Annotated in this window: 17 protein-coding genes, 2 tRNA genes and 3 rRNA genes; 8 read left to right on the top strand and 14 right to left on the bottom strand. The window is 62.4% G+C overall.

The annotated features are described in order from the left end of the window. Positions 1-27 precede the first annotated feature (27 nt). The 6 genes from glpK to ACPPVV_RS16930 all read right to left on the bottom strand — a co-directional run bounded on the left by glpK (position 28) and on the right by ACPPVV_RS16930 (position 7,120). Complete coding sequence (gene glpK / locus ACPPVV_RS16905; RefSeq protein WP_426703266.1) at positions 28-1,527, bottom strand: glycerol kinase GlpK; 1,500 nt, start codon at positions 1,525-1,527, stop codon at positions 28-30. A gap of 377 nt (positions 1,528-1,904) precedes the next feature. Further along, positions 1,905-2,018, bottom strand: a 5S ribosomal RNA gene (gene rrf / locus ACPPVV_RS16910). Positions 2,019-2,203: 185 nt separating this feature from the next. Further along, a 23S ribosomal RNA gene (locus ACPPVV_RS16915) occupies positions 2,204-5,085 on the bottom strand. A 214-nt stretch (positions 5,086-5,299) separates the two neighbouring features. After that, positions 5,300-5,375 (bottom strand) — tRNA-Ala (locus ACPPVV_RS16920). 23 nt (positions 5,376-5,398) lie between these two features. After that, positions 5,399-5,475, bottom strand: a tRNA-Ile gene (locus ACPPVV_RS16925). 100 nt (positions 5,476-5,575) lie between these two features. Further along, positions 5,576-7,120: ribosomal RNA gene (locus ACPPVV_RS16930) — 16S ribosomal RNA — on the bottom strand. Together the 16S, 23S and 5S rRNA genes with 2 tRNA genes alongside form the textbook arrangement of a ribosomal RNA operon. A 485-nt stretch (positions 7,121-7,605) precedes the next feature. Between ACPPVV_RS16930 and ACPPVV_RS16935 the strand changes: the two genes are divergently transcribed. Further along, positions 7,606-8,058: a DUF192 domain-containing protein gene (locus ACPPVV_RS16935; protein ID WP_426701033.1), complete on the top strand. Its 453-nt coding sequence runs from the start codon at positions 7,606-7,608 to the stop codon at positions 8,056-8,058. A gap of 218 nt (positions 8,059-8,276) precedes the next feature. Here ACPPVV_RS16935 and ACPPVV_RS16940 read toward each other — a convergent pair whose 3' ends face one another. After that, entirely contained in the window at positions 8,277-8,474 is a 198-nt protein-coding gene (locus ACPPVV_RS16940) for a rubredoxin (RefSeq protein WP_426701034.1), read from the bottom strand. Positions 8,475-8,590: 116 nt separating this feature from the next. Between ACPPVV_RS16940 and thiE the strand changes: the two genes are divergently transcribed. Together thiE and hemL are read left to right on the top strand one after the other, a co-directional pair. Continuing rightward, on the top strand, positions 8,591-9,229 hold the full coding sequence (gene thiE, locus ACPPVV_RS16945; RefSeq protein WP_426703267.1) for a thiamine phosphate synthase: 639 nt from the start codon (positions 8,591-8,593) through the stop codon (positions 9,227-9,229). Further along, entirely contained in the window at positions 9,226-10,506 is a 1,281-nt protein-coding gene (gene hemL / locus ACPPVV_RS16950; RefSeq protein ID WP_426701035.1) for a glutamate-1-semialdehyde 2,1-aminomutase, read from the top strand. Before thiE ends, hemL begins: the two co-directional genes overlap by 4 nt. A gap of 1 nt (position 10,507) precedes the next feature. On the opposite strand, the gene ACPPVV_RS16955 is transcribed toward hemL, so the two are convergent. Next, positions 10,508-10,927: a VOC family protein gene (locus ACPPVV_RS16955; protein WP_426701036.1), complete on the bottom strand. Its 420-nt coding sequence runs from the start codon at positions 10,925-10,927 to the stop codon at positions 10,508-10,510. Between the two features lie 41 nt (positions 10,928-10,968). Beyond that, positions 10,969-12,195 (bottom strand): acetylornithine/succinylornithine family transaminase, encoded by a 1,227-nt coding sequence (locus ACPPVV_RS16960; protein WP_426701037.1) that lies wholly within the window; start codon positions 12,193-12,195, stop codon positions 10,969-10,971. On the opposite strand from ACPPVV_RS16960, the gene ACPPVV_RS16965 reads away from it, so the two are divergent. Further along, positions 12,194-12,406 (top strand): hypothetical protein, encoded by a 213-nt coding sequence (locus ACPPVV_RS16965; protein ID WP_426701038.1) that lies wholly within the window; start codon positions 12,194-12,196, stop codon positions 12,404-12,406. The two genes, ACPPVV_RS16960 and ACPPVV_RS16965, sit on opposite strands and share 2 nt — an antisense overlap. 265 nt (positions 12,407-12,671) lie before the next feature. Here the strand turns inward: ACPPVV_RS16965 and ACPPVV_RS16970 are convergent, their stop codons facing one another. From ACPPVV_RS16970 to ACPPVV_RS16990, 5 genes are all read right to left on the bottom strand, one after another. After that, positions 12,672-14,087, bottom strand: coding sequence for a sigma 54-interacting transcriptional regulator (locus tag ACPPVV_RS16970; RefSeq protein ID WP_426701039.1), 1,416 nt, complete (start codon positions 14,085-14,087; stop codon positions 12,672-12,674). A gap of 298 nt (positions 14,088-14,385) precedes the next feature. Then, positions 14,386-15,204 carry an SDR family oxidoreductase gene (locus ACPPVV_RS16975; RefSeq protein WP_426701040.1) on the bottom strand — a complete coding sequence of 273 codons (819 nt, stop codon included), beginning with the start codon at positions 15,202-15,204 and terminating at the stop codon, positions 14,386-14,388. Between the two features lie 57 nt (positions 15,205-15,261). Continuing rightward, on the bottom strand, positions 15,262-15,864 hold the full coding sequence (locus tag ACPPVV_RS16980; protein WP_426701041.1) for an LON peptidase substrate-binding domain-containing protein: 603 nt from the start codon (positions 15,862-15,864) through the stop codon (positions 15,262-15,264). A gap of 61 nt (positions 15,865-15,925) precedes the next feature. Next, positions 15,926-17,374 (bottom strand): UDP-N-acetylmuramate:L-alanyl-gamma-D-glutamyl-meso-diaminopimelate ligase, encoded by a 1,449-nt coding sequence (gene mpl, locus ACPPVV_RS16985; protein ID WP_426701042.1) that lies wholly within the window; start codon positions 17,372-17,374, stop codon positions 15,926-15,928. A gap of 46 nt (positions 17,375-17,420) precedes the next feature. Then, on the bottom strand, positions 17,421-18,005 hold the full coding sequence (locus ACPPVV_RS16990) for an adenylate kinase (RefSeq protein ID WP_426701043.1): 585 nt from the start codon (positions 18,003-18,005) through the stop codon (positions 17,421-17,423). A 192-nt stretch (positions 18,006-18,197) separates the two neighbouring features. On the opposite strand from ACPPVV_RS16990, the gene ACPPVV_RS16995 reads away from it, so the two are divergent. From ACPPVV_RS16995 to ACPPVV_RS17010, 4 genes are all read left to right on the top strand, one after another. Beyond that, the gene (locus ACPPVV_RS16995) at positions 18,198-19,475 is read left to right on the top strand and encodes a 6-phosphofructokinase (RefSeq protein WP_426701044.1); all 1,278 of its coding nucleotides are present in this window, start codon (positions 18,198-18,200) and stop codon (positions 19,473-19,475) included. Positions 19,476-19,619: 144 nt separating this feature from the next. Beyond that, positions 19,620-20,033: an RcnB family protein gene (locus ACPPVV_RS17000; protein ID WP_426701045.1), complete on the top strand. Its 414-nt coding sequence runs from the start codon at positions 19,620-19,622 to the stop codon at positions 20,031-20,033. A 175-nt stretch (positions 20,034-20,208) separates the two neighbouring features. Beyond that, the gene (locus ACPPVV_RS17005; protein ID WP_426701046.1) at positions 20,209-22,263 is read left to right on the top strand and encodes a sodium-translocating pyrophosphatase; all 2,055 of its coding nucleotides are present in this window, start codon (positions 20,209-20,211) and stop codon (positions 22,261-22,263) included. Between the two features lie 206 nt (positions 22,264-22,469). Further along, entirely contained in the window at positions 22,470-24,554 is a 2,085-nt protein-coding gene (locus tag ACPPVV_RS17010) for a prolyl oligopeptidase family serine peptidase (RefSeq protein ID WP_426703268.1), read from the top strand. Positions 24,555-24,601: the final 47 nt, after the last annotated feature.

The raw sequence follows: 24,601 nt of genomic DNA on the forward strand, positions 1-24,601 counted from the left end.
CTCCGTGTCAGGCCAAGCCTCGTTGATTCAATCGACGCGAAAACCGATGGTGGCGTTCACCGCGTCCTGCCAGCCACGATAGAGACGTTCGCGGGCAGGCTCGTCCATCGCCGGCTGAAAACGCCGATCGATCTGCCACAACTCGGCGATCTGTGCACGGCTCTCCCAGAAACCCACCGCCAGACCAGCCAGGTAGGCAGCGCCCAGTGCGGTGGTCTCGGCGACCTTCGGACGCAGTACCGGCACGCCAAGCATGTCGCTCTGAAATTGCGCCATGAAGTCATTGGCAATCGCACCACCATCCGCTCGCAGCTCCTTCAGCGGGATGCCGGCATCGGCCTCCATCGCGGCCAGCACGTCGCGCGATTGGTAGGCCATCGATTCCAGTGCGGCACGTACGACGTGCTCCTTGCGAGTGCCGCGTGACAAACCGAATATCGCGCCCCTGACATCGCTGCGCCAATACGGCGCTCCCAACCCGACGAACGCCGGTACCAGGTAAACCCCCTCACTGGAATCCACGCTTTCGGCGCAGGCCTGCGAATCGCTGGCCTGCACCAGCATCTGCAAGCCGTCACGCAACCACTGCACCACGGAACCGGCAACGAAGATGCTGCCTTCCAGCGCGTACTCAACCGTGTCGTCCAGTTTCCAGGCAATGGTGGTCAGCAGGCCGTGCCGCGAAGGCACTGCCTGGGCACCCGTGTTCATCAGCATGAAGCAGCCGGTGCCGTAGGTGTTCTTGGCCATGCCGGGCTCGAAGCAGGCCTGGCCGAACAAGGCAGCCTGCTGGTCGCCGGCCACGCCGCTGATCGGCACACCGGCCGGCAAGCCCGGCATGGCCACGGTATGACCATAGATCTCGCTGCACGAACGCACTTGCGGCAACATGTTGCGCGGGATATCCAGCATGCGCAGCAGTTCCTCGTCCCACTGGCACAAGTGAATATCGAACAACAGCGTGCGCGCCGCATTGCTGACATCGGTGACGTGCAGCTTGCGGCCGCTCATATTCCAAATCAGCCAGCTGTCGATCGTGCCGAACAAAAGCTCGCCCCGTTCTGCCCGGGCGCGCGCACCGTCGACGTGATCGAGGATCCAGCGGATCTTGCTGCCGGAAAAATAGGCATCGATCAACAAGCCGGTTCTTTCGCGCACCAGTGACGCGTGGCCATCGGCCTCCAGCCGCTCGCAGATCGCCAGGCTTTGCCGCGACTGCCACACGATCGCGTTGTAAACCGGCTGCCCCGTATGCCGATCCCACACCACCGTGGTCTCGCGCTGATTGGTTATGCCAATGCCAGCCAGCTCCTGGCCCCCGACATCCGCCGACGCCAACACCTCGCCAACCGTCGCCAGCACGCTGGCGAGGATCTCCTGCGGATCGTGTTCCACCCACCCCGGCTGCGGAAATATCTGGCGAAACTCACGCTGTGCCAAACCGGCCGCACTGCCGGATCGGTCGAATAGCAATGCACGCGAACTGGTAGTGCCTTGGTCTATGGCCAGAATGTAACGCTGCTCCACGGAACTTCCCTTCACCCAAACCCTTCGCGAAGAGTAGCAACAGGCCGGCACAGCAGGTGAGCGTCACCTTGATCCCGGCACTCGATGTGCCTCCATGCAGCACGATGGCACTGGCATCTGACACCCCATCCAACCAACTGGTCCGGAATGACCCCTGTGGCGGTGAGCGTGATTCAGGATAAAGCCCCTGGCAGTGACCTGTTGTGGGTCGCGACCGGTGGTCGCCACCGCATAAAAGAAAAACCCCCACCGTTTCCGGTGAGGGTATTTCAGGATAAAGCCCCTGGCGGTGACCTGTTGCAGGTCGCGACCGGTGGTCGCCACCGCATAAAAGAAAAACCCCCACCGTTTCCGGTGAGGGTATTTCAGGATAAAGCCCCTGGCGGTGACCTACTCTTGCATGGCAAAGCCACACTACCATCGGCGCATGCGCGTTTCACTTCTGAGTTCGGGATGGGATCAGGTGGTACCACGCCGCTATGGCCGCCAGGGAAGGGGTGGGAGCAGCGCTTGTGCGCCGGCTCCACATCTTCGTGAAAAGGTTGATCGAATAAAGCGGATCAGCCTCTTCCGTGAGTGGAAACTCACGTGGAATACATCGTAAACGAGTGACAAGCGTCGAGGTGAATTCGAATCAGACAAGCTTCGAGGAACGAACGAAGCGTCTTGGGGTTATATGGTCAAGCCTCACGGCTCATTAGTATCAGTTAGCTCCATGCATTGCTGCACTTCCACACCTGACCTATCAACCACGTAGTCTTCATGGTGCCTTAAGGAGAGTCAAGCTCTCGGGAGATCTCATCTTGGGGCGTGCTTCCCGCTTAGATGCTTTCAGCGGTTATCACTTCCGTTCGTAGCTACCGGGCAATGCCATGGGCATGACAACCCGAACACCAGCGGAACGTCCACTCCGGTCCTCTCGTACTAGGAGCAGCCCCCCTCAAATCTCCAACGCCCACGACAGATAGGGACCGAACTGTCTCACGACGTTCTGAACCCAGCTCGCGTACCACTTTAAATGGCGAACAGCCATACCCTTGGGACCGGCTACAGCCCCAGGATGTGATGAGCCGACATCGAGGTGCCAAACACCGCCGTCGATATGAACTCTTGGGCGGTATCAGCCTGTTATCCCCGGAGTACCTTTTATCCGTTGAGCGATGGCCCTTCCATACAGAACCACCGGATCACTATGACCTACTTTCGTACCTGCTTGATCCGTCGATCTCGCAGTCAAGCACGCTTATGCCATTGCACACAGTGCGCGATGTCCGACCGCGCTGAGCGTACCTTCGTGCTCCTCCGTTACTCTTTGGGAGGAGACCGCCCCAGTCAAACTACCCACCATACACGGTCCCTGACCCGGATAACGGGCCGAGGTTAGAACGTCAAGCACTTCAGGGTGGTATTTCAAGGATGGCTCCACGCAAACTAGCGTCTGCGCTTCAAAGCCTCCCACCTATCCTACACAGAAGAACTCAACGTTCAGTGTAAAGCTATAGTAAAGGTTCACGGGGTCTTTCCGTCTTGCCGCGGGAACGCTGCATCTTCACAGCGAATTCAATTTCACTGAGTCTCGGGTGGAGACAGCGCCGCTGTCGTTACGCCATTCGTGCAGGTCGGAACTTACCCGACAAGGAATTTCGCTACCTTAGGACCGTTATAGTTACGGCCGCCGTTTACTGGGGCTTCGATCAAGAGCTTCGCCTTGCGGCTGACCCCATCAATTAACCTTCCAGCACCGGGCAGGCGTCACACCCTATACGTCCACTTTCGTGTTTGCAGAGTGCTGTGTTTTTGATAAACAGTCGCAGCGGCCAGGTTACTGCGACCCATCGACGCTCAGTCACGCACGTGACCACGTCAATGGGCGCACCTTCTCCCGAAGTTACGGTGCCATTTTGCCTAGTTCCTTCACCCGAGTTCTCTCAAGCGCCTTGGGATTCTCACCCTGCCTACCAGTGTCGGTTTACGGTACGGTTTTTCTATAGCTGAAGCTTAGTGGCTTTTCCTGGAAGCGTGGTGTCAGTCACTTCGCCCAATAGGGCTCGTCTCGGTGCTCGGCATAAAGGGTCCCGGATTTGCCTAAGACCCATGCCTACCGCCTTTCCCCAGGACAACCAACGCCTGGTAGACCTAACCTTCTCCGTCCCCACATCGCACTATAGAAAAGTGCAGGAATATTAACCTGCTTCCCATCGACTACGCATTTCTGCCTCGCCTTAGGGGCCGACTCACCCTGCGCCGATGAACGTTGCGCGAGGAAACCTTGGGCTTTCGGCGTGGGGGCTTTTCACCCCCATTATCGTTACTCATGTCAGCATTCGCACTTCCGATACCTCCAGCAGACTTTACAATCCACCTTCACAGGCTTACGGAACGCTCCTCTACCGCGTACACATAAATGTGCACACCCCGAGCTTCGGTGCATCGCTTAGCCCCGTTAAATCTTCCGCGCAGACCGACTCGACCAGTGAGCTATTACGCTTTCTTTAAAGGATGGCTGCTTCTAAGCCAACCTCCTGGCTGTCTATGCCTTTCCACATCGTTTTCCACTTAGCGATGACTTTGGGACCTTAGCTGCGGGTCTGGGTTGTTTCCCTTTTCACGACGGACGTTAGCACCCGCCGTGTGTCTCCCGTGTAGTACGTGTTGGTATTCGGAGTTTGCCATGGTTTGGTAAGTCGCGATGACCCCCTAGCCATAACAGTGCTCTACCCCCAACAGTATTCGCACGAGGCGCTACCTAAATAGCTTTCGAGGAGAACCAGCTATCTCCGAGTTTGTTTAGCCTTTCACTCCTATCCTCAGCTCATCCCCATCTATTGCAACAGATGTGGGTTCGGTCCTCCAGTGCGTGTTACCGCACCTTCAACCTGGCCAAGGATAGATCACTCGGTTTCGGGTCTACTGCCTGAGACTATGCGCCCTATTCAGACTCGATTTCTCTTCGCCTCCCCTATACGGTTAAGCTTGCCACAGACAGTAAGTCGCTGACCCATTATACAAAAGGTACGCAGTCACCCTTGCGGGCTTCCACTGCTTGTACGTATACGGTTTCAGGGTCTATTTCACTCCCCTCTCCGGGGTTCTTTTCGCCTTTCCCTCACGGTACTAGTTCGCTATCGGTCAGTCAGTAGTATTTAGCCTTGGAGGATGGTCCCCCCATGTTCAGACAAGGTTTCACGTGCCCCGCCTTACTCAATTTCACACACCATGCCCTTTCGTCGACTGGGCTATCACCATCTATGGCCGGCCTTTCCATGCCGTTTGACTAAAACATGATGTGCTTTTGGGCTAGTCCCCGTTCGCTCGTCGCTACTCAGGGAATCTCGGTTGATTTCTTTTCCTCCGGGTACTTAGATATTTCAGTTCCCCGGGTTCGCCCTGCATGGCTATGTATTCACCATGCAGTACTGCTTGCGCAGTGGGTTTCCCCATTCGGACATTGCCGGATCAAAGCTTGTTGCCAGCTCCCCGACACTTTTCGCAGGCTGCCACGTCCTTCATCGCCTCTGACTGCCAAGGCATCCACCGTATACGCTTAGTCGCTTGACCATATAACCCCAAGTCGCCTCGGGGCATACACCCTCATCAGGTGCAGCCAAGTTACTTCGTTTTCGTGCCTTAACACTTGTCTCGGTTCGGTTCGAACCAAGACGCTTGTCACTCGTTTACTTTGTTTTCAAAGAACATCGTGCCGGCCTCAATGCCGGTCGATTTCAAAATCTTTTGTGTGCAACACATCCGCGTTTCATGCCGTACCCAAGGGTGGTGGAGCCTATCGGGATCGAACCGATGACCCCCTGCTTGCAAAGCAGGTGCTCTCCCAGCTGAGCTAAGGCCCCAAGAAACTACGCTTGGTATTTGGTGGTGGGTCTGGGTGGACTCGAACCACCGGCCTCACCCTTATCAGGGGTGCGCTCTAACCACCTGAGCTACAGACCCATAAAACTTGGGCCGTCAGGCCAGCATGTTGGTGACATGCGGATGTGCAGGTGTCTTGTGTGGACGTCTTGCAACCAAAGGTTGCGACCGTCGTTTCTTGAAAGGAGGTGATCCAGCCGCACCTTCCGATACGGCTACCTTGTTACGACTTCACCCCAGTCATGAACCACTCCGTGGTCGTCGTCCCCCTTGCGGTTAGACTAACGGCTTCTGGAGCAACTCACTCCCATGGTGTGACGGGCGGTGTGTACAAGGCCCGGGAACGTATTCACCGCGGCATAGCTGATCCGCGATTACTAGCGATTCCGACTTCACGGAGTCGAGTTGCAGACTCCGATCCGGACTGGGATCGGCTTTCTGGGATTGGCTCCACCTCGCGGTATTGCAACCCTCTGTACCGACCATTGTAGTACGTGTGTAGCCCTGGCCGTAAGGGCCATGATGACTTGACGTCATCCCCACCTTCCTCCGGTTTGTCACCGGCAGTCTCCTTAGAGTTCCCGACATTACTCGCTGGCAACTAAGGACAAGGGTTGCGCTCGTTGCGGGACTTAACCCAACATCTCACGACACGAGCTGACGACAGCCATGCAGCACCTGTGTTCCGATTCCCGAAGGCACTCCTGCATCTCTGCTGGATTCCGGACATGTCAAGGCCAGGTAAGGTTCTTCGCGTTGCATCGAATTAAACCACATACTCCACCGCTTGTGCGGGCCCCCGTCAATTCCTTTGAGTTTCAGTCTTGCGACCGTACTCCCCAGGCGGCGAACTTAACGCGTTAGCTTCGACACTGATCTCCGAGTTGAGACCAACATCCAGTTCGCATCGTTTAGGGCGTGGACTACCAGGGTATCTAATCCTGTTTGCTCCCCACGCTTTCGTGCTTCAGCGTCAGTGTTGTCCCAGATGGCCGCCTTCGCCACTGATGTTCCTCCCGATCTCTACGCATTTCACCGCTACACCGGGAATTCCACCATCCTCTGACACACTCTAGCTCGCCAGTATCCATCGCCATTCCCAGGTTGAGCCCGGGGATTTCACGACAGACTTAACGAACCGCCTACGCACCCTTTACGCCCAGTAATTCCGATTAACGCTTGCACCCTTCGTATTACCGCGGCTGCTGGCACGAAGTTAGCCGGTGCTTATTCCTCAGGTACCGTCAGCCCCACCGGGTATTAGCCCGTGGTATTTCGTTCCTGATAAAAGTGCTTTACAACCCGAAGGCCTTCTTCACACACGCGGCATTGCTGGATCAGGCTTGCGCCCATTGTCCAATATTCCCCACTGCTGCCTCCCGTAGGAGTCTGGGCCGTGTCTCAGTCCCAGTGTGGCTGATCATCCTCTCAGACCAGCTAGCGATCGTCGCCTTGGTAAGCCATTACCTTACCAACTAGCTAATCGCACATCGGTCCGTCCAACCGCGCGAGGTCCGAAGATCCCCCGCTTTCTCCCGTAGGACGTATGCGGTATTAGCGTAAGTTTCCCTACGTTATCCCCCACGTCTGGGTAGGTCCCGATGCATTACTCACCCGTCCGCCACTCGCCACCCACAGAGCAAGCTCTGCTGTGCTGCCGTTCGACTTGCATGTGTTAGGCATGCCGCCAGCGTTCAATCTGAGCCAGGATCAAACTCTTCACTTAAGTTTTCGACCATCACATCGTCTTTGCAGACCATGATGACAATCTATCTTTCTGAAGCGTTAGTCCCAACAAAATCAAAACTCATTACTGACTTTTTCTTTCATTGGACGCTTGCGTTTCTTTGGACAGGTCGTAACCCTCCATCGCAAGACGTCCACACAATTCACCTGCGCACACTGTCAAAGATCAACCACTTGCTACCGATTTCTCGATCGCGCCGAGGACGTTTCGTCCTAGGTGAGCCGCCCATTCTACATCGCTTTTCCTGACCGTCAACACCCTCGAGGAGAAATTTTTCATCGTGGAAGCGTTGCGGAAACCTTCGGGAGGGGCGCCTCGTCGAAGGGGCGTGAATCATAGCGCCGCGGTGCGCATCTGGGAAGAGGGTATGAGGACTTTTCTGCCACGAAAAGTCGCGAATGACCGTGGCGCTACACTTTCCAGGCATGTTTGCCTATTTACCCACCTGAGACGAGTAACGAACGATGAAACGATGGCTCACCCCGATGCTTTTCCTGCTGGCTGGCTACATCAACGCCGCCGCCGCAAAGAACGTGACGCCAGCAGTGGAGCTGCACGGCCAGCGCTTCTCGACGGAATTCGCCACCGATGACGCCAGCCGCGAGCACGGACTGATGATGCGCACCACGCTGGCGCCGCAGCACAGCATGCTGTTCGCGTTTCCCTACACGTCGCCACAGGGCTTCTGGATGAAGAACACGCTGATCCCGCTCGACATCCTGTATTTCGACGCGGATCGCCGACTGGTCTCGATGCAGATGGATGTTCCGCCGTGCAAGGCCGATCCCTGCCCGGTCTATCCGAGTGACGCACCAGCACGCTATGTGCTGGAGCTGTCTGCCGGTACGGCGCGGCGCATCGGCGTGCAGGTGGGTGATGAGCTGAAGATCGAGGGTGACCTCGGAACGGTGCGCTGAGCACCTGCGCCGGTCACGTCAAGCAGCCCGACACGGTAGGGAATCAGATCCTCGGGACGAAGGTTTTCCAGTACGTCCCAGTCGTCTTCGAACGGAATGAACTGCCGCATGGAATGCTCCTGAGCTAGCGCGCCGCTGATCGAGCGCAGGACCATCAGAGCAGGCGGCCCGGCCAATGCGCTGGCGAGATCGGGCCGTTTGCTGACGGAAACCGGCTTTCAGTCGATTTCGATCATCTCGAAGTCGTCCTTGGTGGTACCGCAGTCCGGGCAGGTCCACGTCTCGGGCACATCTTCCCAGCGGGTACCGGGGGCGATGCCTTCCTCGGGCACGCCTTCGGCTTCGTCATAGATATAGCCGCAAACGACGCACATCCATTTGCGCAAGGCTGCAGCTTCGGTGGAACTCTGGCTCATGGTCGGACTTCTTCAGATCGCTGTGGAATCGGACATTCTCGCAACTCATCCGGCAATGCGAAAGCATGCGGTTATGCCATCCACCCAAACCAACCTATCGAGGCCACGACTTGAATATCCCCGCAGCACAACCCGGTCGCGGGCTGTACGCCATCACCGATGGGCCGCGCGCGGACCTGCTTGACGCCGTCGCGCAGGCGCTGTCCGGTGGCGCGAGCTGGTTGCAATACCGTGACAAAAGCACGGATGCCGCGCGGCGATACACCGAGGCGACGGCGCTGAGGCAGCTGTGCCGCGACCACGGCGCATCGCTCATCATCAATGACGACGTGGCGCTGGCCCTCGCCGTTGGCGCCGACGGCGTGCATCTGGGCCAGCACGACGACGATCCCGTCGCGGCGCGAGCCGCACTCGGCGCGCGCGCGATCATCGGCGTGTCGTGTTACGACTCGTTGCAGCGCGCACAGGCAGCAGCCCGCGCTGGCGCGAGCTATCTCGCGTTTGGCGCATTTTTTCCGTCACCCACCAAGCCGCTCGCACCGCATGCCCCGATCGAATTGCTGAGGCAAAGCGCCGCGTTCGGCCTGCCACGGGTGGCGATCGGGGGAATCACGCCGGACAATGGCGCCTCGCTGGTGGATGCCGGCGCGGACTACCTGGCCGTGATCTCCGCTGTTTTCGGCGTTTCCGACGTCCGTGCCGCCGCGCAACGCATCACCGACCTGTTTTCCTCCGACCGGAACCCCGCACGATGACCAACCATGAACTTTTCCAGCGCGCCCTGAAGCTGATGCCTGGCGGCGTGAACTCGCCGGTGCGGGCGTTCAAGTCGGTCGGCGGTGAACCGTTCTTCACCGCGCGGGCCGATGGCGCCTACCTGTGGGACGTCGAAGGCACGCGCTACATCGACTATGTGGGTTCGTGGGGACCGATGATCGTCGGCCACAATCATCCGGCGGTGCGTGAAGCCGTCGAGCGCACGGTGAAGGATGGGCTGTCGTTCGGCACGCCTTGCGCGGCCGAGGTGAGCATGGCCGAAACCATCGCGCGCCTGATTCCCTCGGTCGAGATGGTGCGCATGGTCAATTCCGGCACCGAAGCGACGATGTCGGCCATCCGGCTCGCCCGTGGCGCCACGGGGCGCAGCAAGATCGTGAAATTCGAGGGCTGCTATCACGGCCACGGCGACAGTTTTCTGGTCAAGGCCGGTTCCGGCGCGCTGACCTTCGGCGTACCGACTTCGCCCGGCGTGCCAAAGGCGAATGCCGATCTCACGCTGACCCTTCCTTATAACGATCTCGAAGCCGCCCGGGCGCTGTTCGCGGAACAGGGCAGCGATATCGCCGGCCTGATCATCGAACCGGTCGCGGGCAACATGAATTGCATACTGCCGGTCGACGGTTATCTGCAGGGCTTGCGCGAACTGTGCACGCAACACGGCGTGCTGCTGATTTTCGATGAAGTGATGACCGGTTTCCGCGTCGCACTCGGCGGCGCCCAGGCGCATTACGGCGTGACGCCGGACCTGACCACCTTCGGCAAGATCATCGGCGGCGGCATGCCGGTGGGTGCTTATGGCGGCCAGCGCGAACTGATGGAGCAGATCGCGCCGGCCGGACCGATCTACCAGGCCGGCACGCTGAGCGGCAATCCAGTGGCGATGGCGGCCGGCCTCGCCATGCTGGAGCTGATCCAGGCGCCGGGGTTCCATGACCAGCTTGCCGCGCGCACGCGACTGCTGACGGACGGATTCCAGTCGGTAGCCGACGGCGAAGGTATCGCGTTCAGCACCAACCGCGTCGGCGGCATGTTCGGTTTGTTCTTCAGCACCGGGAAAGTGACCAGCTACGCCCAGGCGACGGCGGCGGACGTCGCGCTGTTCAATCGTTTCTTCCACGGCATGCTGAAGCGTGGCGTGTACCTGGCACCGTCGGCGTTCGAGGCCGGCTTCATGTCCAGTGCGCACAGCGAGCAGGACATCGCCGATACGCTGGAAGCAGCTCGTGGCGCCTTGCGCGAAGCGAAGGGCTGATTCACCACTGACCGCTATTGGTCATCGAGACCCAGGGTTCCTGCGGCGGCAAATGCCCGTCCTGCAACAGTTCGATCGAGATCAGGTCGGGCGAACGCACGAAGGCCATGTGACCATCGCGCGGCGGGCGATGAATGGTGCAACCCATCGCCTGCAATCGCGCGCAGGTGGCGTAGATGTCGTCGACGCGGAAGGCGAGATGGCCGAAGTTGCGTGCCGAACCGTAGTCCTCCTGCGAACCCCAGTTCCAGGTCAACTCGATCTCGGCCTCGGGGCTGTCCGGCGCAGATACAAACACCAGGGTGTACTTGCCTTCGGGGACTTCCTTGCGGCGCACTTCGCGAAGGCCCAGGCCTTCGCAATAGAAACGCAGCGACGCGTCGAGGTCGCGCACGCGCACCATGCTGTGCAGATATTTCATCGGGACGCTCCTGACCGCCGAACGGTCGCGAAAGTAAGGCCTCAGCTTGCCGCGTAGTCGCTCAACGCCGCGTGCAGACGCGTGAGGCCCTCGGCCAGCTCTTCATCGGTGATGGTCAGTGGCGGCACGAAACGCAGCACGTCCGGACCGGCCTGCAGCAACAGCAGGCCGCGTGCCGCGGCGTGATCGAGGATCGCACCGGCCTTGCCCTTGTGTGCATCGGTCAGCGCCGCTCCCAGCATCAGGCCGCGACCGCGCACCTCGGTAAACAGGTTCAGTTCGTGATTGATGCGCGCCAATCCGGCGCGCAGGTCGTTCGCCTGGCGCTCGACGTTCATCAGCACCGCAGGCGACGACAGCTTGGCCAGCGCGACACGCGCGACGGCGGCCGCCATCGGATTGCCTCCGAATGTCGTCCCGTGCGAGCCGTATTGCATCACCTCGGACACCTTCGGCCCGGCCAGCATCGCGCCGATCGGAAAGCCGCAACCCAGAGCCTTGGCCAGCGTCACGATATCCGGCGTGACATCGTCATGGGCATGCGCGAACAACGTGCCGGTGCGCCCCATGCCGCACTGGATCTCGTCCAGCACCAGCAAGGCGTCGTGGGCATCGCAGAGTTCGCGCGCGCGCTTGAGGAATCCCGCCGCCGCCGGCACCACGCCACCCTCCCCCTGCACCGGCTCGATCATCACGGCGGCAATGCCGCCCTCGGCGAACGCCGCTTCCAGTGCCGCGGCGTCGTTGAAATCCAGGTAGCGGAAGCCGCCGGGCAGCGGCTCGTAACCTTGCTGGTATTTCGGCTGCGCGGTGGCGGTGACTGTCGCCAGCGTGCGTCCGTGAAACGAGCCCCTGAAGGTAATGATGGTGCGCTGCTCCGGCGCGCGGCCTTTCGACGCCGCCCACTTGCGCACCAGCTTGATCGCCGCCTCGTTCGCCTCGGCGCCCGAATTGCACAGGAACACCCGCTCGGCGAATCCCGACGCCTTCACCAGTTCCTCGGCCAAGCGCAACGGCGGCTCGGTATAGAACACGTTGCTGGCATGCCACAGCTTGTGCGCCTGCGCAGTCAATGCGTCGAGCAGGTCCGGATCCTGGTGGCCGAGCGCGTTCACTGCGATGCCGGCACCGAAATCCAGGTAATCACGACCCTGCGTATCCCATACGCGCGCGCCCTTGCCGTGATCGAGCACTACCTCGCGCGGCTGGTACACCGGCAGCCAGTAACGCTTGCCGAGGTCAATCAGGGCGGAAGGATCGGGGTGCATGCTCACTCTCCAGGTTGCTGTGCGGGCCGCCGGGCAGGATGACCAGCGACGCAAGCCGCGCATCGTAGAGCCGCGCGATGGCTTGCACAATCGCGCATGTAAACGGCTCGGTGAACTGTATCGCCCGCGTTACAAGCCGGCCGTCCATGCGCAACCCGCTACGGCGCTGGCGCGACGTTGCGTGGAGCCGCACGCCGTGTATCAGCGGTGACACGTCGTCGCCATCGCGCGCATCGCGGCCGAACGCCCTAGCCCTGTCACCACGGGCTTCGTCACCGATGGCATGCGGTTTGCTGGTTCCATATCGTGATCGGGGAAGGGACGCCCTGTTCCACCTGCATCGTTGTCCATCCGCGAACGGCACCACGCTCCGCGAGATGGCCGACGAACGAGGGCGGTAACCCGGCGACCCTGTAGCCGGGCACCAACGGAACCCCCCGGCCTGTCCCCTGCAGGCCGGGGGACTTCCCCTGCCATTACGCGTCCTCGGTGATCGGCGATCCGTGACCGTTCACGGTCACTGGCCGGCCGGTGCGAGACCGGACATTTCCGCGCAGCTCATCGAGTACCACCTTGTGCTTCTTGCACAGGCGATACACGGTAACCCGCGACACACCGAGTCGCCGCGCGCATTCGCTGATATTGAAATGGCTTTCGCGCAAGCTGTTCAACACCGCCTCGCGCTCGGCCGAAACACGGCTCAGGTCGAGGCTCAGACGACTACCGGACAACAGCTGGGTGTCATCGAGATCGAGATCGCCCGCATTGATCAGCGTTCCCTCGGCGACCACCGCGGCCCGCTGAACCCGGTTGAGCAGTTCGCGCACGTTGCCCGGCCATGCATACCGCCGCAGGGCCAGTCGTGCGCCACTACTGAATGCACGGGCGCAACCCTGATGCCGTAGCCGGAACGCCTCCAGAAAGTGCTGCGCGAGCAATTCGACGTCGCCATCGCGCTCGCGCAGCGCGGGCATGCGCAGTCGCAGGACGTTGAGCCGGTAGTAAAGGTCCTCGCGGAACCCGCCCTGCGCCACGGCCAGCTCCAGATCCACATGCGTCGCGGCCAGCACGCGCACGTCCAGCTTGATCAGCTGGCTTGAGCCGACCCGCTCCAGCGTTCCCTCCTGCAGCAAACGCAACAGGCTGGTCTGCGCGTCGAGTGGCAGATCACCCACCTCGTCGAGGAATACCGTGCCGCCGGCCGCCACTTCGAAATGCCCGATACGCCGCACGTTTGCACCGGTGAAGGCGCCCCGCTCATGACCAAACAACTCGGACTGGACCAGGTTCAATGGCAGCGCGCCACAGTTGATCGCAACAAACGGATGATCGCGACGCACCGACAGCCCGTGCAGCGCGCGTGCCGCCAGTTCCTTGCCGCTGCCGGTTTCACCGGTAATCAGCACCGGCAACTCCACCGGCGCGTACTTGCGCAGGCTGACAAGGGTTGCGCGCATCACCTGGCTGATCGCGCCGACCATGCCAGGAATATCCGATGTGTCCGCCACCGGCGACCAGCCGCTGCCGATCTTGGCCAGCGCATCGACGAGACGCTTCAGGTCGATCGGCACGGTGAAAAACTCGGCGCTGGTGCGAAGAATGCGCTCGACGTCCGGCTCGTCCACCAGGGTCTGCCGTACTACCAGGGCAAGCCAGGGCAACCATGGATGGGCGTCCATCAAGCGTCGCATCGCGTAGATCGTCTGCGCATCGCCGGCGCGCAAATCGGCCAACGCCACCACGATGTCATCGCGCCGCATGCCCACACCATCCGGCAGGTGCACATCGCCGATGCGGATGCGCCAGCCCGCCTGTGTCAGGGCGGCGCGCTCCTCGTTCGTCGGCTTGCCGAACCAGACTACACAACGCCTGGGCATGTGTTCGTCAGTCATCGCACCGCCCCTGCCCCCAGGTCGCGGATACCGTTTCTGGCGGCACGCCCTGGCAGGTGATGAATACCGGTACTTCCGCAGCAATCCGCCCCTGATTGCCGTCAAAATGTGATGTACATCACATAATATACTCCCTCACAAACCGCAAAGATGTGAAGAAGCAAGGCGAATTTTCGCGGAATCGCCATGAAAAACGGGGTTTGATGGAATGGCGCAGGGAACTTGCCCGGCAGCGCGAGCTGATTGGCGCTGGCGGCGTGACGATGGAAGCCCCTCGTCCATCCATGCCGCGGCGACCTCAATCCAGGAACAGATCCGGCAGCAGCGGCGCACCCGGCTGCACGGCGTAAGCGTCGAAGTTGCCGACTCCGGCCTCACGCAGGATTTCCTCGTCGATCGCGAAATGGCCGGTGTAATCGCGCGCGGGCCGGATCAGGATGGCGTGGGCCGCATCGGCCACGATCTCAGGCTTGCGGCAATGTTCCATTTTCACGCCCTCGATCATGCCGATCGCGGCAGTGGCGATCACCGTACGTGGCCACAGCGCATTCACCGCGATTCCCAGCGGCGCCAGCTCCGGCGACATGCCCAGCACGCACAGGCTCATGCCGTACTTGGCGATGGTGTAGGCGGTATGCGGTGCGAACCACTTCTGATCGAGGTTCGGCGGCGGCGACAGCATCAACACGTGCGGGTTGGTGGCCTGCTTCAGGTACGGCAGGCAGCTCTGCGTGACCAGGAACGTGCCGCGGGTATTGACCTGCTGCATCAGGTCGTAGCGTTTCATCGGCGTCTCGGCAGTTCCGGCAAGCCAGATCGCGCTGGCATTGTTGACCACGATGTCGATGCCGCCAAAGTGCTCGGCTGCCTGCGCGGCAGCGGCGCGTACCTGATCCTCTTCGCGAATATCCACCTGCAAAGCCAGCGCCTTGCCGCCGGCCGCTTCGACCGCGACGGCGGCGGTATGGATGGTGCCGGGGAGCTTCGGATTCGGCACGCCGCTCTTGGCGGCAATCACGATGTTCGCGCCATCGCGTGCAGCGCGCAGCGCAATCGCCAGGCCGATGCCGCGCGAAGCGCCACTGATGAACAAGGTCTTGCCGGCCAGGTTGCCCATGCGCATCGACTCCAGCGGGAGGTCAGGAAAAGTCCGCTCAGTCTACGGCCTGACGGCTCATGGTTTCTGGAAGCGCGGCAGGATATCGCGCAACTCGGCCAGCCGCTGCAGCGGATCGTTGAGTTCCAGCATGTGCTGCTGCTCGGCGGGGTCCAGTGGCAGCAGTTCGGCCAGTCGCCAACCCAGCCAGCTGGCATCGTCGTAAGCGCTTCGCGGAGCATGCCGCCAATGTGGCGCCATCGTCTCGATCAGCCGTTCGAGAATGCTCTGCAACAGGGCAAACTCCACCGGCACCGGCTGCTCCGGTTCGGTCGGCCAGACATCCACTTCACCACGCAACAAACCATCCGAACGCACCCGGCTGCGCGCAACGCGAAAGCGTGAACCACCATCGGCGACGATGCCCAGCAGGCCATCCTCATCGCGATGGAAATCGCTGATCCGCGCGATCGTGCCGATCGCGGCCGGCAGCGCCGGCGCCCCCGTTTCCCGCCCTTCGAGAATCAGGCACACGCCGAAACCGGTGCCGTAGCGCGTGCACTCCCGCACCAGGTCGAGATAGCGTGGTTCGAAGATGCGCAACTGCAGCTGACCACCAGGAAACAACACGGAGGCCAGCGGAAACAGCGGCAATTCGATGAGCGGCGATGGGACGGCCATGCAGCAAGTGTAACCAGTGCGCCGGATCGGGTCAGAGTCCGGCAGCCAAGGACGCCGGGGTTCAGGCGTGCCGCAGGCTTTCGACAAAGCGCCGCGGCGCCGCCTCGAAACCGCCGTTGGACATGAAGATGACCTGGTCACCCGGACGTACCCGCGCACGCAGACTGGCGATCAACGCATCGACCGTCGGCACCGCTTCACCGCGGCCGCCGAGCGCCGCGGTGACGGCGCCGGCGTCCCACGGCAGTTCTGCCCGCTGCAGGAAAACCACCGCGTCGGCGTCGCCGAGCGACGGCGCCAGCGCGTCGGCGTGCGCGCCCTGGCGCATCGAATTGGAGCGCGGCTCCAGCGCCACCAGGATGCGTCCCTGGCCCACCTTCGCGCGTAGTCCGGCCAGGGTGGTGGCGATCGCGGTGGGGTGATGGGCGAAGTCGTCGTAGACATGCACGCCATTCACTTCGCCGACCAGTTCCATCCTTCGCTTGACGCTCTCGAAGCTGGCGAATGCGGGCAGCAGCGACTCCGGATCGGCGCCGGCAGCCGCCGCCGCGGCCAGCGCGGCCAGTGCATTCATCACGCTGTGGTTGCCCAGCAACGGCCAGCGGACCTCGCCGATCCGTTCGCCAGCGCGATGCACGGTGAACACCGAGCCATCCGCCTCGACCAAGGTGGCCTGCCAGTCGCCGCGACCGATGCCGAAGGTTTCCACCGGCGTCCAGCACCCCATCGCCAGCACCTCGGCGAGACGCTGGTCGTGCGCGTTGACGATCAGGCGGCCATTGCCCAGCACGGTGCGCACCAGGTGATGGAACTGGCGCTGGATCGCCGCGACGTCGGGGAAAATGTCCGCGTGGTCGTATTCGAGATTGTTGAGGATCGCGATGCGTGGCCGGTAATGCACGAACTTCGAACGCTTGTCGAAAAACGCGGTGTCGTATTCATCCGCTTCAATCACAAACGGCGCAGCCAGCGGCTGCTCCACCTTCACGTCCCCCGCTCGCGGGGGAAGGAGGCGCGCAGCGCCGGAAGGGGGGCTCTGGGCGCAACGATGCCCCATCCCACCCAGCCGCGCCGACACCCCGAAATTCCCCGGCACCCCGCCCACCAGAAATCCCGGCGCCATCCCCGCACTTTCCAGCAGATGCGCCAGCAGGCTGGTGGTGGTGGTCTTGCCGTGGGTACCTGCCACCGCCAGCACGTCGCGATCGGCCAGCACGGTCTCGCCCAGCCATTGCGGGCCGGAGATGTAGCGCAACCGATGGTCGAGCATGTATTCCACGGCGGGGTTGCCGCGGGTCATCGCGTTGCCGACCACGACCAGGTCCGGCGCCGTTCGAAGATGCTCGGCGGCGTAGCCACTCATCAAGGCGATGCCGAGGGCCTCCAGTTGGGTGCTCATCGGCGGATAGACGTTGGCGTCGGAACCTTCGACCGTGTGGCCGAGTTCGCGTGCCAGCGCGGCGACACCGCCCATGAAGGTGCCGCAGATGCCGAGGATGTGCAGACGCATGGTGTGGCGATTTCCTTGAAACCCGCTCCGGCCGGAGGGGGGAGACTCAGCCGTTGGCGGCCGTCGACTCGTTCTGCAATGCCTGCTTGACCCGCGCCGTGACCTCGTCCAGCTCGCCGACGCCATCGACGATCTGCAGCTTGCCGCGGCGCGCGTAGAAATCCGCCACCGGCGCGGTCTGTTCGGCGTAGATGGCCAGGCGCTTGCGCACGGTATCGGGATTGTCGTCGGCGCGCCCCTCGGCCTCGAAGCGGATCTCGCAGCGGCCGATGATCACTTCGTTCGACACATCCAGCTTCACGACCGCGTCCAGCGGCTGGCCGATCTTTGCCAGCAACTGGTCGAGCGCGTCGGCCTGGGCCAGGTTGCGCGGGTAGCCATCGAGGATGAAGCCGGCTTTCGCGTCATGCTGCGCCAGCCGCTCTTCCAGCATGCCGAGCAGGATGTCGTCGGACACCAGGTGGCCGGCATCCATCACCGCCTTGGCCTTGAGTCCCATCGCGGTGCCCGCCGCGACGGCGGCGCGCAGCATGTCGCCAGTCGAGATATGCGGCACTCCCAGTGCCGTCTTCAGCCGGGTCGCCTGCGTACCTTTGCCCGAGCCGGGCGCACCAAGTAGGACGAGTCGCATAATGCTCCACAAGTTTGGCGGGCTGCTGCACACTTGCAGCGACCCGCCCGATTCCCAGAATTGAGCGCCAAATTAGCCGCTGCACCCGGTGCCGTCAAACAGAGGTATCCGCCGTTCCCGGCCAAGTGCTTGTCGCCAAAAAGATTTGTCGATGGGCGCCGACACCCGTTACCGCCCGCGTTGAGGATAGCCATGAGCCCGAGTCGTCGTTCGCCCGCCATCACCGGCAACCTACTGTACGCCCAGTCCGGCGGTGTCACCGCGGTGATCAATGCCACCGCTGCCGGCGTGATCGAGGCGGCGCGCCACAAGGGCGTCAAGGTCTACGCCGCACGCAACGGCATTCTCGGCGCCTTGCGCGAGGATCTGATCGACACCTCGAAGGAGTCGGCCGCGGCCATCGCGGCGCTAAGGCACACGCCTGGCGGAGCATTCGGCTCGTGCCGTTACAAACTGAAATCCGTGGAAGACAACCGCGCCGAATACGCGCGCCTCATCGACGTGTTCCGCGCCCACGACATCCGCTGGTTCCTCTACAATGGCGGCAACGATTCGGCCGACACCGCGCTGAAGATCTCGCAGCTGGGCAAGACGATGGGCTACGACATTCGCTGCATCGGCGTGCCGAAAACGGTGGACAACGATCTCGCGGTCACCGACTGCTGCCCCGGTTTCGGTTCGGTGGCGAAGTACACCGCGATCTCCACGCTGGAAGCGAGCCTCGATGTCGCCTCGATGGCCGAGACCTCGACCAAGGTGTTCATCCTCGAAGTGATGGGCCGCCATGCCGGCTGGATCGCCGCCGCCGCTGGCCTGGCCGGCGAAGGCGCGGATGCACCGCCGCACATCATCCTGTTTCCCGAGAACACGTTCGACGAAGGCGCGTTCCTGGCGAAAGTGAAGGCCACGGTCGAACGTGTCGGCTGGTGCACCGTGGTTGCCTCCGAAGGCGTGCGCAATGCCGCCGGCCAGTTCCTCGCCGAAGCGGGCACGCGCGATGCGTTCGGCCATGCCCAATTGGGCGGCGTCGCGCCCGTGCTGGCCGCGCTGGTGAAGGACAAGCTCGGCTACAAATACCACTGGGCGCTGCCCGATTACCTGCAGCGCTCCGCACGCCATGCCGCATCGAAGGTGGACGCCGAACAGGCGTACGCCGTCGGCAAGGCCGCGGTGCACTACGCACTGGACGGGATGAATGCGGTGATGCCGGTAATCGTGCGCACGTCCGACGCGCCGTATCGCTGGAAGATCGAACCGGCACCGCTGGCGAAGATCGCCAATCGCGAGAAGAAAATGCCGAAGAACTTCATCACCCGCGACGGCTTCGGCATCACCGCCGCTGCACGCCGTTATCTGGCACCGCTGATTCGTGGCGAAGCGCCGCTGCCGTATGGCCGCGATGGTCTGCCGCGTTACGTGCAACTGAAGAACCTCGCGGTGACAAAACGCTTACCCGTTTTCACGCGCTGAATCCCCGGTGGCCACTGGCTGGCTGACCGGCAACTGAAACCGCGCAACTCCGCATGGGACTCGTTCAGGCGCAGCTTTCTACGATTCGTTCCGTGCCATCGAGGGCCGCGTTGTTGCGGTCATGGCCCACGGAGGAAATCCGAGATGAAACTCATCCATCGACTGCTCATCGCCGTCGCGCTGTGCACGGCCAGCTTCGGGCTGCTTGCACAGGATCACGGGCGCGGCGGACACGGCAACCACGGCGACCACGATCGCGGCCATCATGGGCACGATCGCGGTCACGACCATGGCCGCTGGCACGGTAACGACCATCGTCGTTACGGCTATGACTACCACCGCGCCCCACCGCGCTACTACGGCGCACCGCGTTACTACGGCCACCCGCATCGCTGGGAGCGCGGCCGCCGGTACTACGGCCCGACTTACGTCGTGCGCAATTACGGCTACTACCGCCTGCGTCCGCCGCCGCGGGGTTATCACTGGGTACGCGCGGACAACCAGTATCTGCTTGTCGCCGTCGCCACCGGCATCATCCTGGACGTCGCGCTGCACTGAGTCCGCGGCCAAGGCGAATGAATCAGGGCCATGCATTCGTGCATGGCCCTTTTCTTTGGCGGACGACAGCATGCCGATGCGTTGCGCCGCACAACAGCCTGCGCCGCCACGTCTGCCTATACTCCCCGGGACCGCCCATTCCGGACGGCCGCATACAACCCATGGGGAGGCTCCGATGCTGCAGCAGTATGGCTGGTGGATCGTTTTGGCTTGTGCGGTAGTGGCGGTTTTGTATGGCGCGTTCTCCGCGCGCTGGATCCTGGCGCAATCGCCAGGCAACGAGCGGATGCAGGAGATTGCCGCAGCCATCCAGGAAGGCGCGCGCGCCTACCTCAATCGTCAATACGCCACCATCGGCATGGTCGGCGTGGTGTTGCTGCTGTTGATCGGTGTCTTTCTCAGCTGGCCAACCGCGATCGGCTTTCTGCTTGGCGCCGTGCTGTCGGGAGCAGCGGGCTACATCGGCATGAATGTCTCGGTGCGCGCCAACGTACGTACCGCCGAGGCGGCGCGGCGCGGCCTTAGCCCGGCGATGGACGTGGCGTTCCGCGGTGGCGCGATCACCGGCATGCTAGTGGTGGGCCTGGCCCTGCTCGGCGTAGCCGGCTACTGGCTGGTGCTGAACCGCATGGGCATCAACGGCGAGGCGGCGTTGCATGCACTGGTCGGTTTCGCATTCGGCAGTTCGCTGATTTCGATCTTCGCGCGCTTGGGTGGCGGCATCTTCACCAAGGGTGCGGACGTCGGCGCCGATCTGGTCGGCAAGGTCGAAGCCGGCATTCCCGAGGACGACCCGCGCAACCCGGCAGTCATCGCCGACAACGTGGGTGACAACGTCGGCGACTGCGCCGGCATGGCCGCCGACCTGTTCGAGACCTATGCGGTCACCGTGATCGCCACCATGCTGCTGGGCAGCCTGATGGCCAGCGAGGTGGGCGCCAACGCGGTGCTGTATCCGCTGCTGCTCGGCGCGGTATCCATCATCGCTTCGATCATCGGCACGCTGTTCGTCAAGGTGAAGGAAGGCGGCTCGATCATGGGCGCGCTGTACAAGGGCGTGATCGTCTCGGCGGTGCTGGCCGCCGTCGCGTTCTATCCGATCACCACCCGTTTGATGCCGGACTTCAGCCACGGCGCGATGAACCTGTGGGGCTGCACCCTGATCGGGCTGGCGCTGACCGGCGCCATCGTGTGGATCACCGAGTACTACACCGGCACCCAGTACAAGCCGGTGCAGCACATCGCCGCCGCGTCCACCACCGGCCATGGCACCAACATCATCGCCGGCCTCGGCGTGTCGATGAAATCCACCGCGTGGCCGGTGATCGCAGTATGCGCCGCGATCTGGGGTGCCTACGCACTGGGTGGCCTGTACGGCATCGCCATCGCCGCCACCGCCATGCTCTCGATGGCCGGCATGATCGTGGCGCTGGACGCCTATGGCCCGATCACCGACAACGCCGGCGGCATCGCCGAAATGGCCGACCTACCGCCGGAAGTGCGCGGCGTCACCGATCCGCTCGACGCCGTCGGCAACACCACCAAGGCGGTGACCAAGGGCTACGCGATCGGCTCGGCCGCGCTGGCCGCACTTGTGCTGTTCGCCGACTACACGCACAACCTCGACGTGGCCGCCCAGGCGAAGGCAGCGCTGAGCGGCGTGACCGCGTTGCCGATGGCGTTCGACCTCTCCGACCACATGGTGATCATCGGCCTGCTGATCGGCGGCCTGATTCCCTACCTGTTCGGCGCGATGGCGATGGAAGCGGTCGGCCGTGCCGCAGGTGCGGTGGTGGTCGAAGTGCGACGGCAGTTCCGCGATATCCCCGGCATCATGGCCGGCACCGCCAAGCCGGAGTATTCGCGCGCGGTCGACATGCTGACCAAGTCGGCGATCCGCGAAATGATCGTGCCGTCGCTGCTGCCGGTCGCCGTGCCGATCGTGGTCGGCCTGCTGCTCGGTCCAAAGGCGCTCGGCGGCGTGCTGATCGGCACCATCGTCACCGGCCTGTTCGTGGCGATCTCGATGACCACCGGCGGCGGTGCGTGGGACAACGCCAAGAAGTACATCGAGGACGGCAATCACGGTGGCAAGGGTTCGGAGGCGCACAAGGCGGCTGTCACCGGCGACACCGTGGGCGATCCGTACAAGGACACCGCCGGTCCGGCGGTGAACCCGCTGATCAAGATCATCAACATCGTGGCACTGTTGCTGATACCGCTGCTCTGACCGGCGACGCGGTCGCGCAATGAAGCATCGAGAAGCCCCGTTCGCGGGGCTTCTCTTCTTGACCGGGCCTGTCTTCATCCACGCGCGTAACCGCCATCACACCCTTGCGCTCCGGCACGGACATCCACCTTCGCCCCATGCAAACGAGGACACCCATGATGAAATCGGTCTGGCTGATGCTGGCACTCGGCGTCACACTGACGGGCATGAACAAACTCAGCGCCCAAGACAACCCACCCGCCGCCACCGATGCCGCGGCGACCAACGACCCCTTCCTGTGGCTGGAGGACATCCACGGCAGCCGTCCGATGAACTGGGTGAAGAAGGCAAACGCGGTAATCACCAAACAATTCGTCGACAACGCCGAGTTCACCAAAACCCGCGACAGCATCCTGCAGGTGCTCGATTCGGACGCGCGCATTCCCGACGTCAGCCGCATGGGCGATTACCTCTACAACTTCTGGCGCGACAAGGCGCATCCACGCGGCGTCTGGCGACGCACCACGCTGGAGGAATATCGCAAGGCCACGCCGCGCTGGGAGGTATTGCTGGATATCGACGCCCTGAACAAGGCCGAGGGCAAGCGCTGGGTGTTCAAGGGCGCGCAATGCCTGAAGCCGGCGTACGAACGCTGCCTGTTGTCGCTGTCACCCGATGGCGGCGATGCCGTGCGCGTGCGCGAGTTCGACATCGCCGGCAAAACCTTCGTGAAGGATGGTTTCGACTTGCCGGTGGCGAAAAGCGAGGTCGACTGGATCGACCGCGACCATCTGTACGTAGGCACCGATTTCGGACCCGGCTCGATGACCGAGTCGAGCTATCCACGCATCGCGAAGGAATGGAAGCGCGGCACACCTCTGTCGGCGGCCAGCACGGTCTACGAAGGCAAGCCGACCGATCTGGCAGTCAACGCCTATCACGACAACACGCCGGGTTTCGAACGCGATTTCGTCGCGGTCGCCACCGACTTCTTCCACAGCACCACCTACCAGCGCGTCGGCGGCAAGCTGGTCAAGCTAGACGTGCCGGATGATGCCAGCGCCGCACCACACCGCGAATGGTTGCTGGTGCAGATACGCTCGGACTGGACCATCGGCGGCAGCACCTATCCGTCCGGCGCACTGCTGGCCACGAAGTTCGACGACTTCATGGCCGGCAAACGCGAGTTCACCGTGCTGTTCAAGCCGGATGCGCATACCTCGCTGGCGTCCTACAGCTGGACCCGACGCCACCTGATTCTCGACGTGCTGGACGACGTCAAGAGCCGGATCGAAGTGCTGACACCACCGCAAGCCATCGCGTCCGCAGCGGCCTGGAAACGCGAGGCGATGCCCGGTGCGCCGGCGATGAGCACGATCAGCGTGGTCGACACCGACCCCGACCACAGCGACGAATACTGGCTCGACGTCACCGGCTTCCTGACCCCGTCGTCGCTGCAACGCGGCGTACTCGGCAGCGTACCGGCCGAAACGATCAAGCAGGCGCCGGCATTCTTCGACGCCTCGACATTCGAGGTCACCCAGCATTTCGTCCACTCGAAAGACGGCACCCGCGTGCCCTATTTCGAGATCGCCCGGAAAGGCATCAAGCTGGATGGTTCCCACCGCACCTTGCTCTACGGCTACGGCGGTTTCGAAGTTTCGCTGCAGCCGTACTACAGCGGCAGCATCGGCCGGGCATGGCTGGAGCGCGGTGGCGTCTTCGTGGTAGCCAACATCCGCGGTGGCGGCGAGTACGGCCCGCAATGGCACCAGGCCGCACTGAAGGCGAACCGTCCACGCGCCTATGAGGATTTCGCCGCGGTCGCCGAGGATCTGGTCAAACGCGGCGTCACGTCGGCGAAACATCTCGGTGCGGAGGGCGGCAGCAACGGCGGCCTGCTGATGGGCAACATGCTGACGATGTATCCGCAACTGTTCGGCGCAATCGCCTGCGAAGTGCCGCTGCTCGACATGAAGCGCTACACCCACCTGTCCGCTGGCGCATCGTGGATGGCCGAATACGGCAACCCGGATACGTCGGACTGGAACTTCATCAAGACCTTCTCGCCCTACCAGAACCTTAAAAAGGACGCGCACTACCCGCCGGTGCTGTTCTACACCGCCACCAGCGACGACCGCGTCGGTCCGGTGCAGGCGCGCAAGATGGCCGCGAAGATGCAATCGATGGGCATCCCGAACGTGTGGTTCTACGAGAACCTCGAAGGCGGTCACGGCGCCGGTGCGGACAACCAGCAGTCCGCCCACATGCACGCCATGGCGTACGACTTCCTGTGGGATCAGCTGAAGTAGGTTGTGCGGCAACCTCGCACGGGACGCGCATTGCGTCCCGTGCGATC

Source organism: Rhodanobacter sp. Col0626 (genome assembly GCF_049994385.1).
Classification (GTDB): Bacteria; Pseudomonadota; Gammaproteobacteria; order Xanthomonadales; family Rhodanobacteraceae; genus Rhodanobacter.

Bases quoted from the DNA above. Each gene is read 5' to 3' on its own strand.
- ACPPVV_RS16935 (WP_426701033.1), top strand. From the start codon at position 7,606: ATGAAACGATGGCTCACCCCGATGCTTTTCCTGCTGGCTGGCTACATC.
- ACPPVV_RS16940 (WP_426701034.1), bottom strand. From the start codon at position 8,474: ATGAGCCAGAGTTCCACCGAAGCTGCAGCCTTGCGCAAATGGATGTGC.
- hemL (WP_426701035.1), top strand. From the start codon at position 9,226: ATGACCAACCATGAACTTTTCCAGCGCGCCCTGAAGCTGATGCCTGGC.
- ACPPVV_RS16955 (WP_426701036.1), bottom strand. From the start codon at position 10,927: ATGAAATATCTGCACAGCATGGTGCGCGTGCGCGACCTCGACGCGTCG.
- ACPPVV_RS16965 (WP_426701038.1), top strand. From the start codon at position 12,194: ATGCTCACTCTCCAGGTTGCTGTGCGGGCCGCCGGGCAGGATGACCAG.
- ACPPVV_RS16960 (WP_426701037.1), bottom strand. From the start codon at position 12,195: ATGCACCCCGATCCTTCCGCCCTGATTGACCTCGGCAAGCGTTACTGG.
- ACPPVV_RS16970 (WP_426701039.1), bottom strand. From the start codon at position 14,087: ATGACTGACGAACACATGCCCAGGCGTTGTGTAGTCTGGTTCGGCAAG.
- ACPPVV_RS16975 (WP_426701040.1), bottom strand. From the start codon at position 15,204: ATGGGCAACCTGGCCGGCAAGACCTTGTTCATCAGTGGCGCTTCGCGC.
- ACPPVV_RS16980 (WP_426701041.1), bottom strand. From the start codon at position 15,864: ATGGCCGTCCCATCGCCGCTCATCGAATTGCCGCTGTTTCCGCTGGCC.
- mpl (WP_426701042.1), bottom strand. From the start codon at position 17,374: ATGCGTCTGCACATCCTCGGCATCTGCGGCACCTTCATGGGCGGTGTC.
- ACPPVV_RS16990 (WP_426701043.1), bottom strand. From the start codon at position 18,005: ATGCGACTCGTCCTACTTGGTGCGCCCGGCTCGGGCAAAGGTACGCAG.
- ACPPVV_RS16995 (WP_426701044.1), top strand. From the start codon at position 18,198: ATGAGCCCGAGTCGTCGTTCGCCCGCCATCACCGGCAACCTACTGTAC.
- ACPPVV_RS17000 (WP_426701045.1), top strand. From the start codon at position 19,620: ATGAAACTCATCCATCGACTGCTCATCGCCGTCGCGCTGTGCACGGCC.
- ACPPVV_RS17005 (WP_426701046.1), top strand. From the start codon at position 20,209: ATGCTGCAGCAGTATGGCTGGTGGATCGTTTTGGCTTGTGCGGTAGTG.
- ACPPVV_RS17010 (WP_426703268.1), top strand. From the start codon at position 22,470: ATGAACAAACTCAGCGCCCAAGACAACCCACCCGCCGCCACCGATGCC.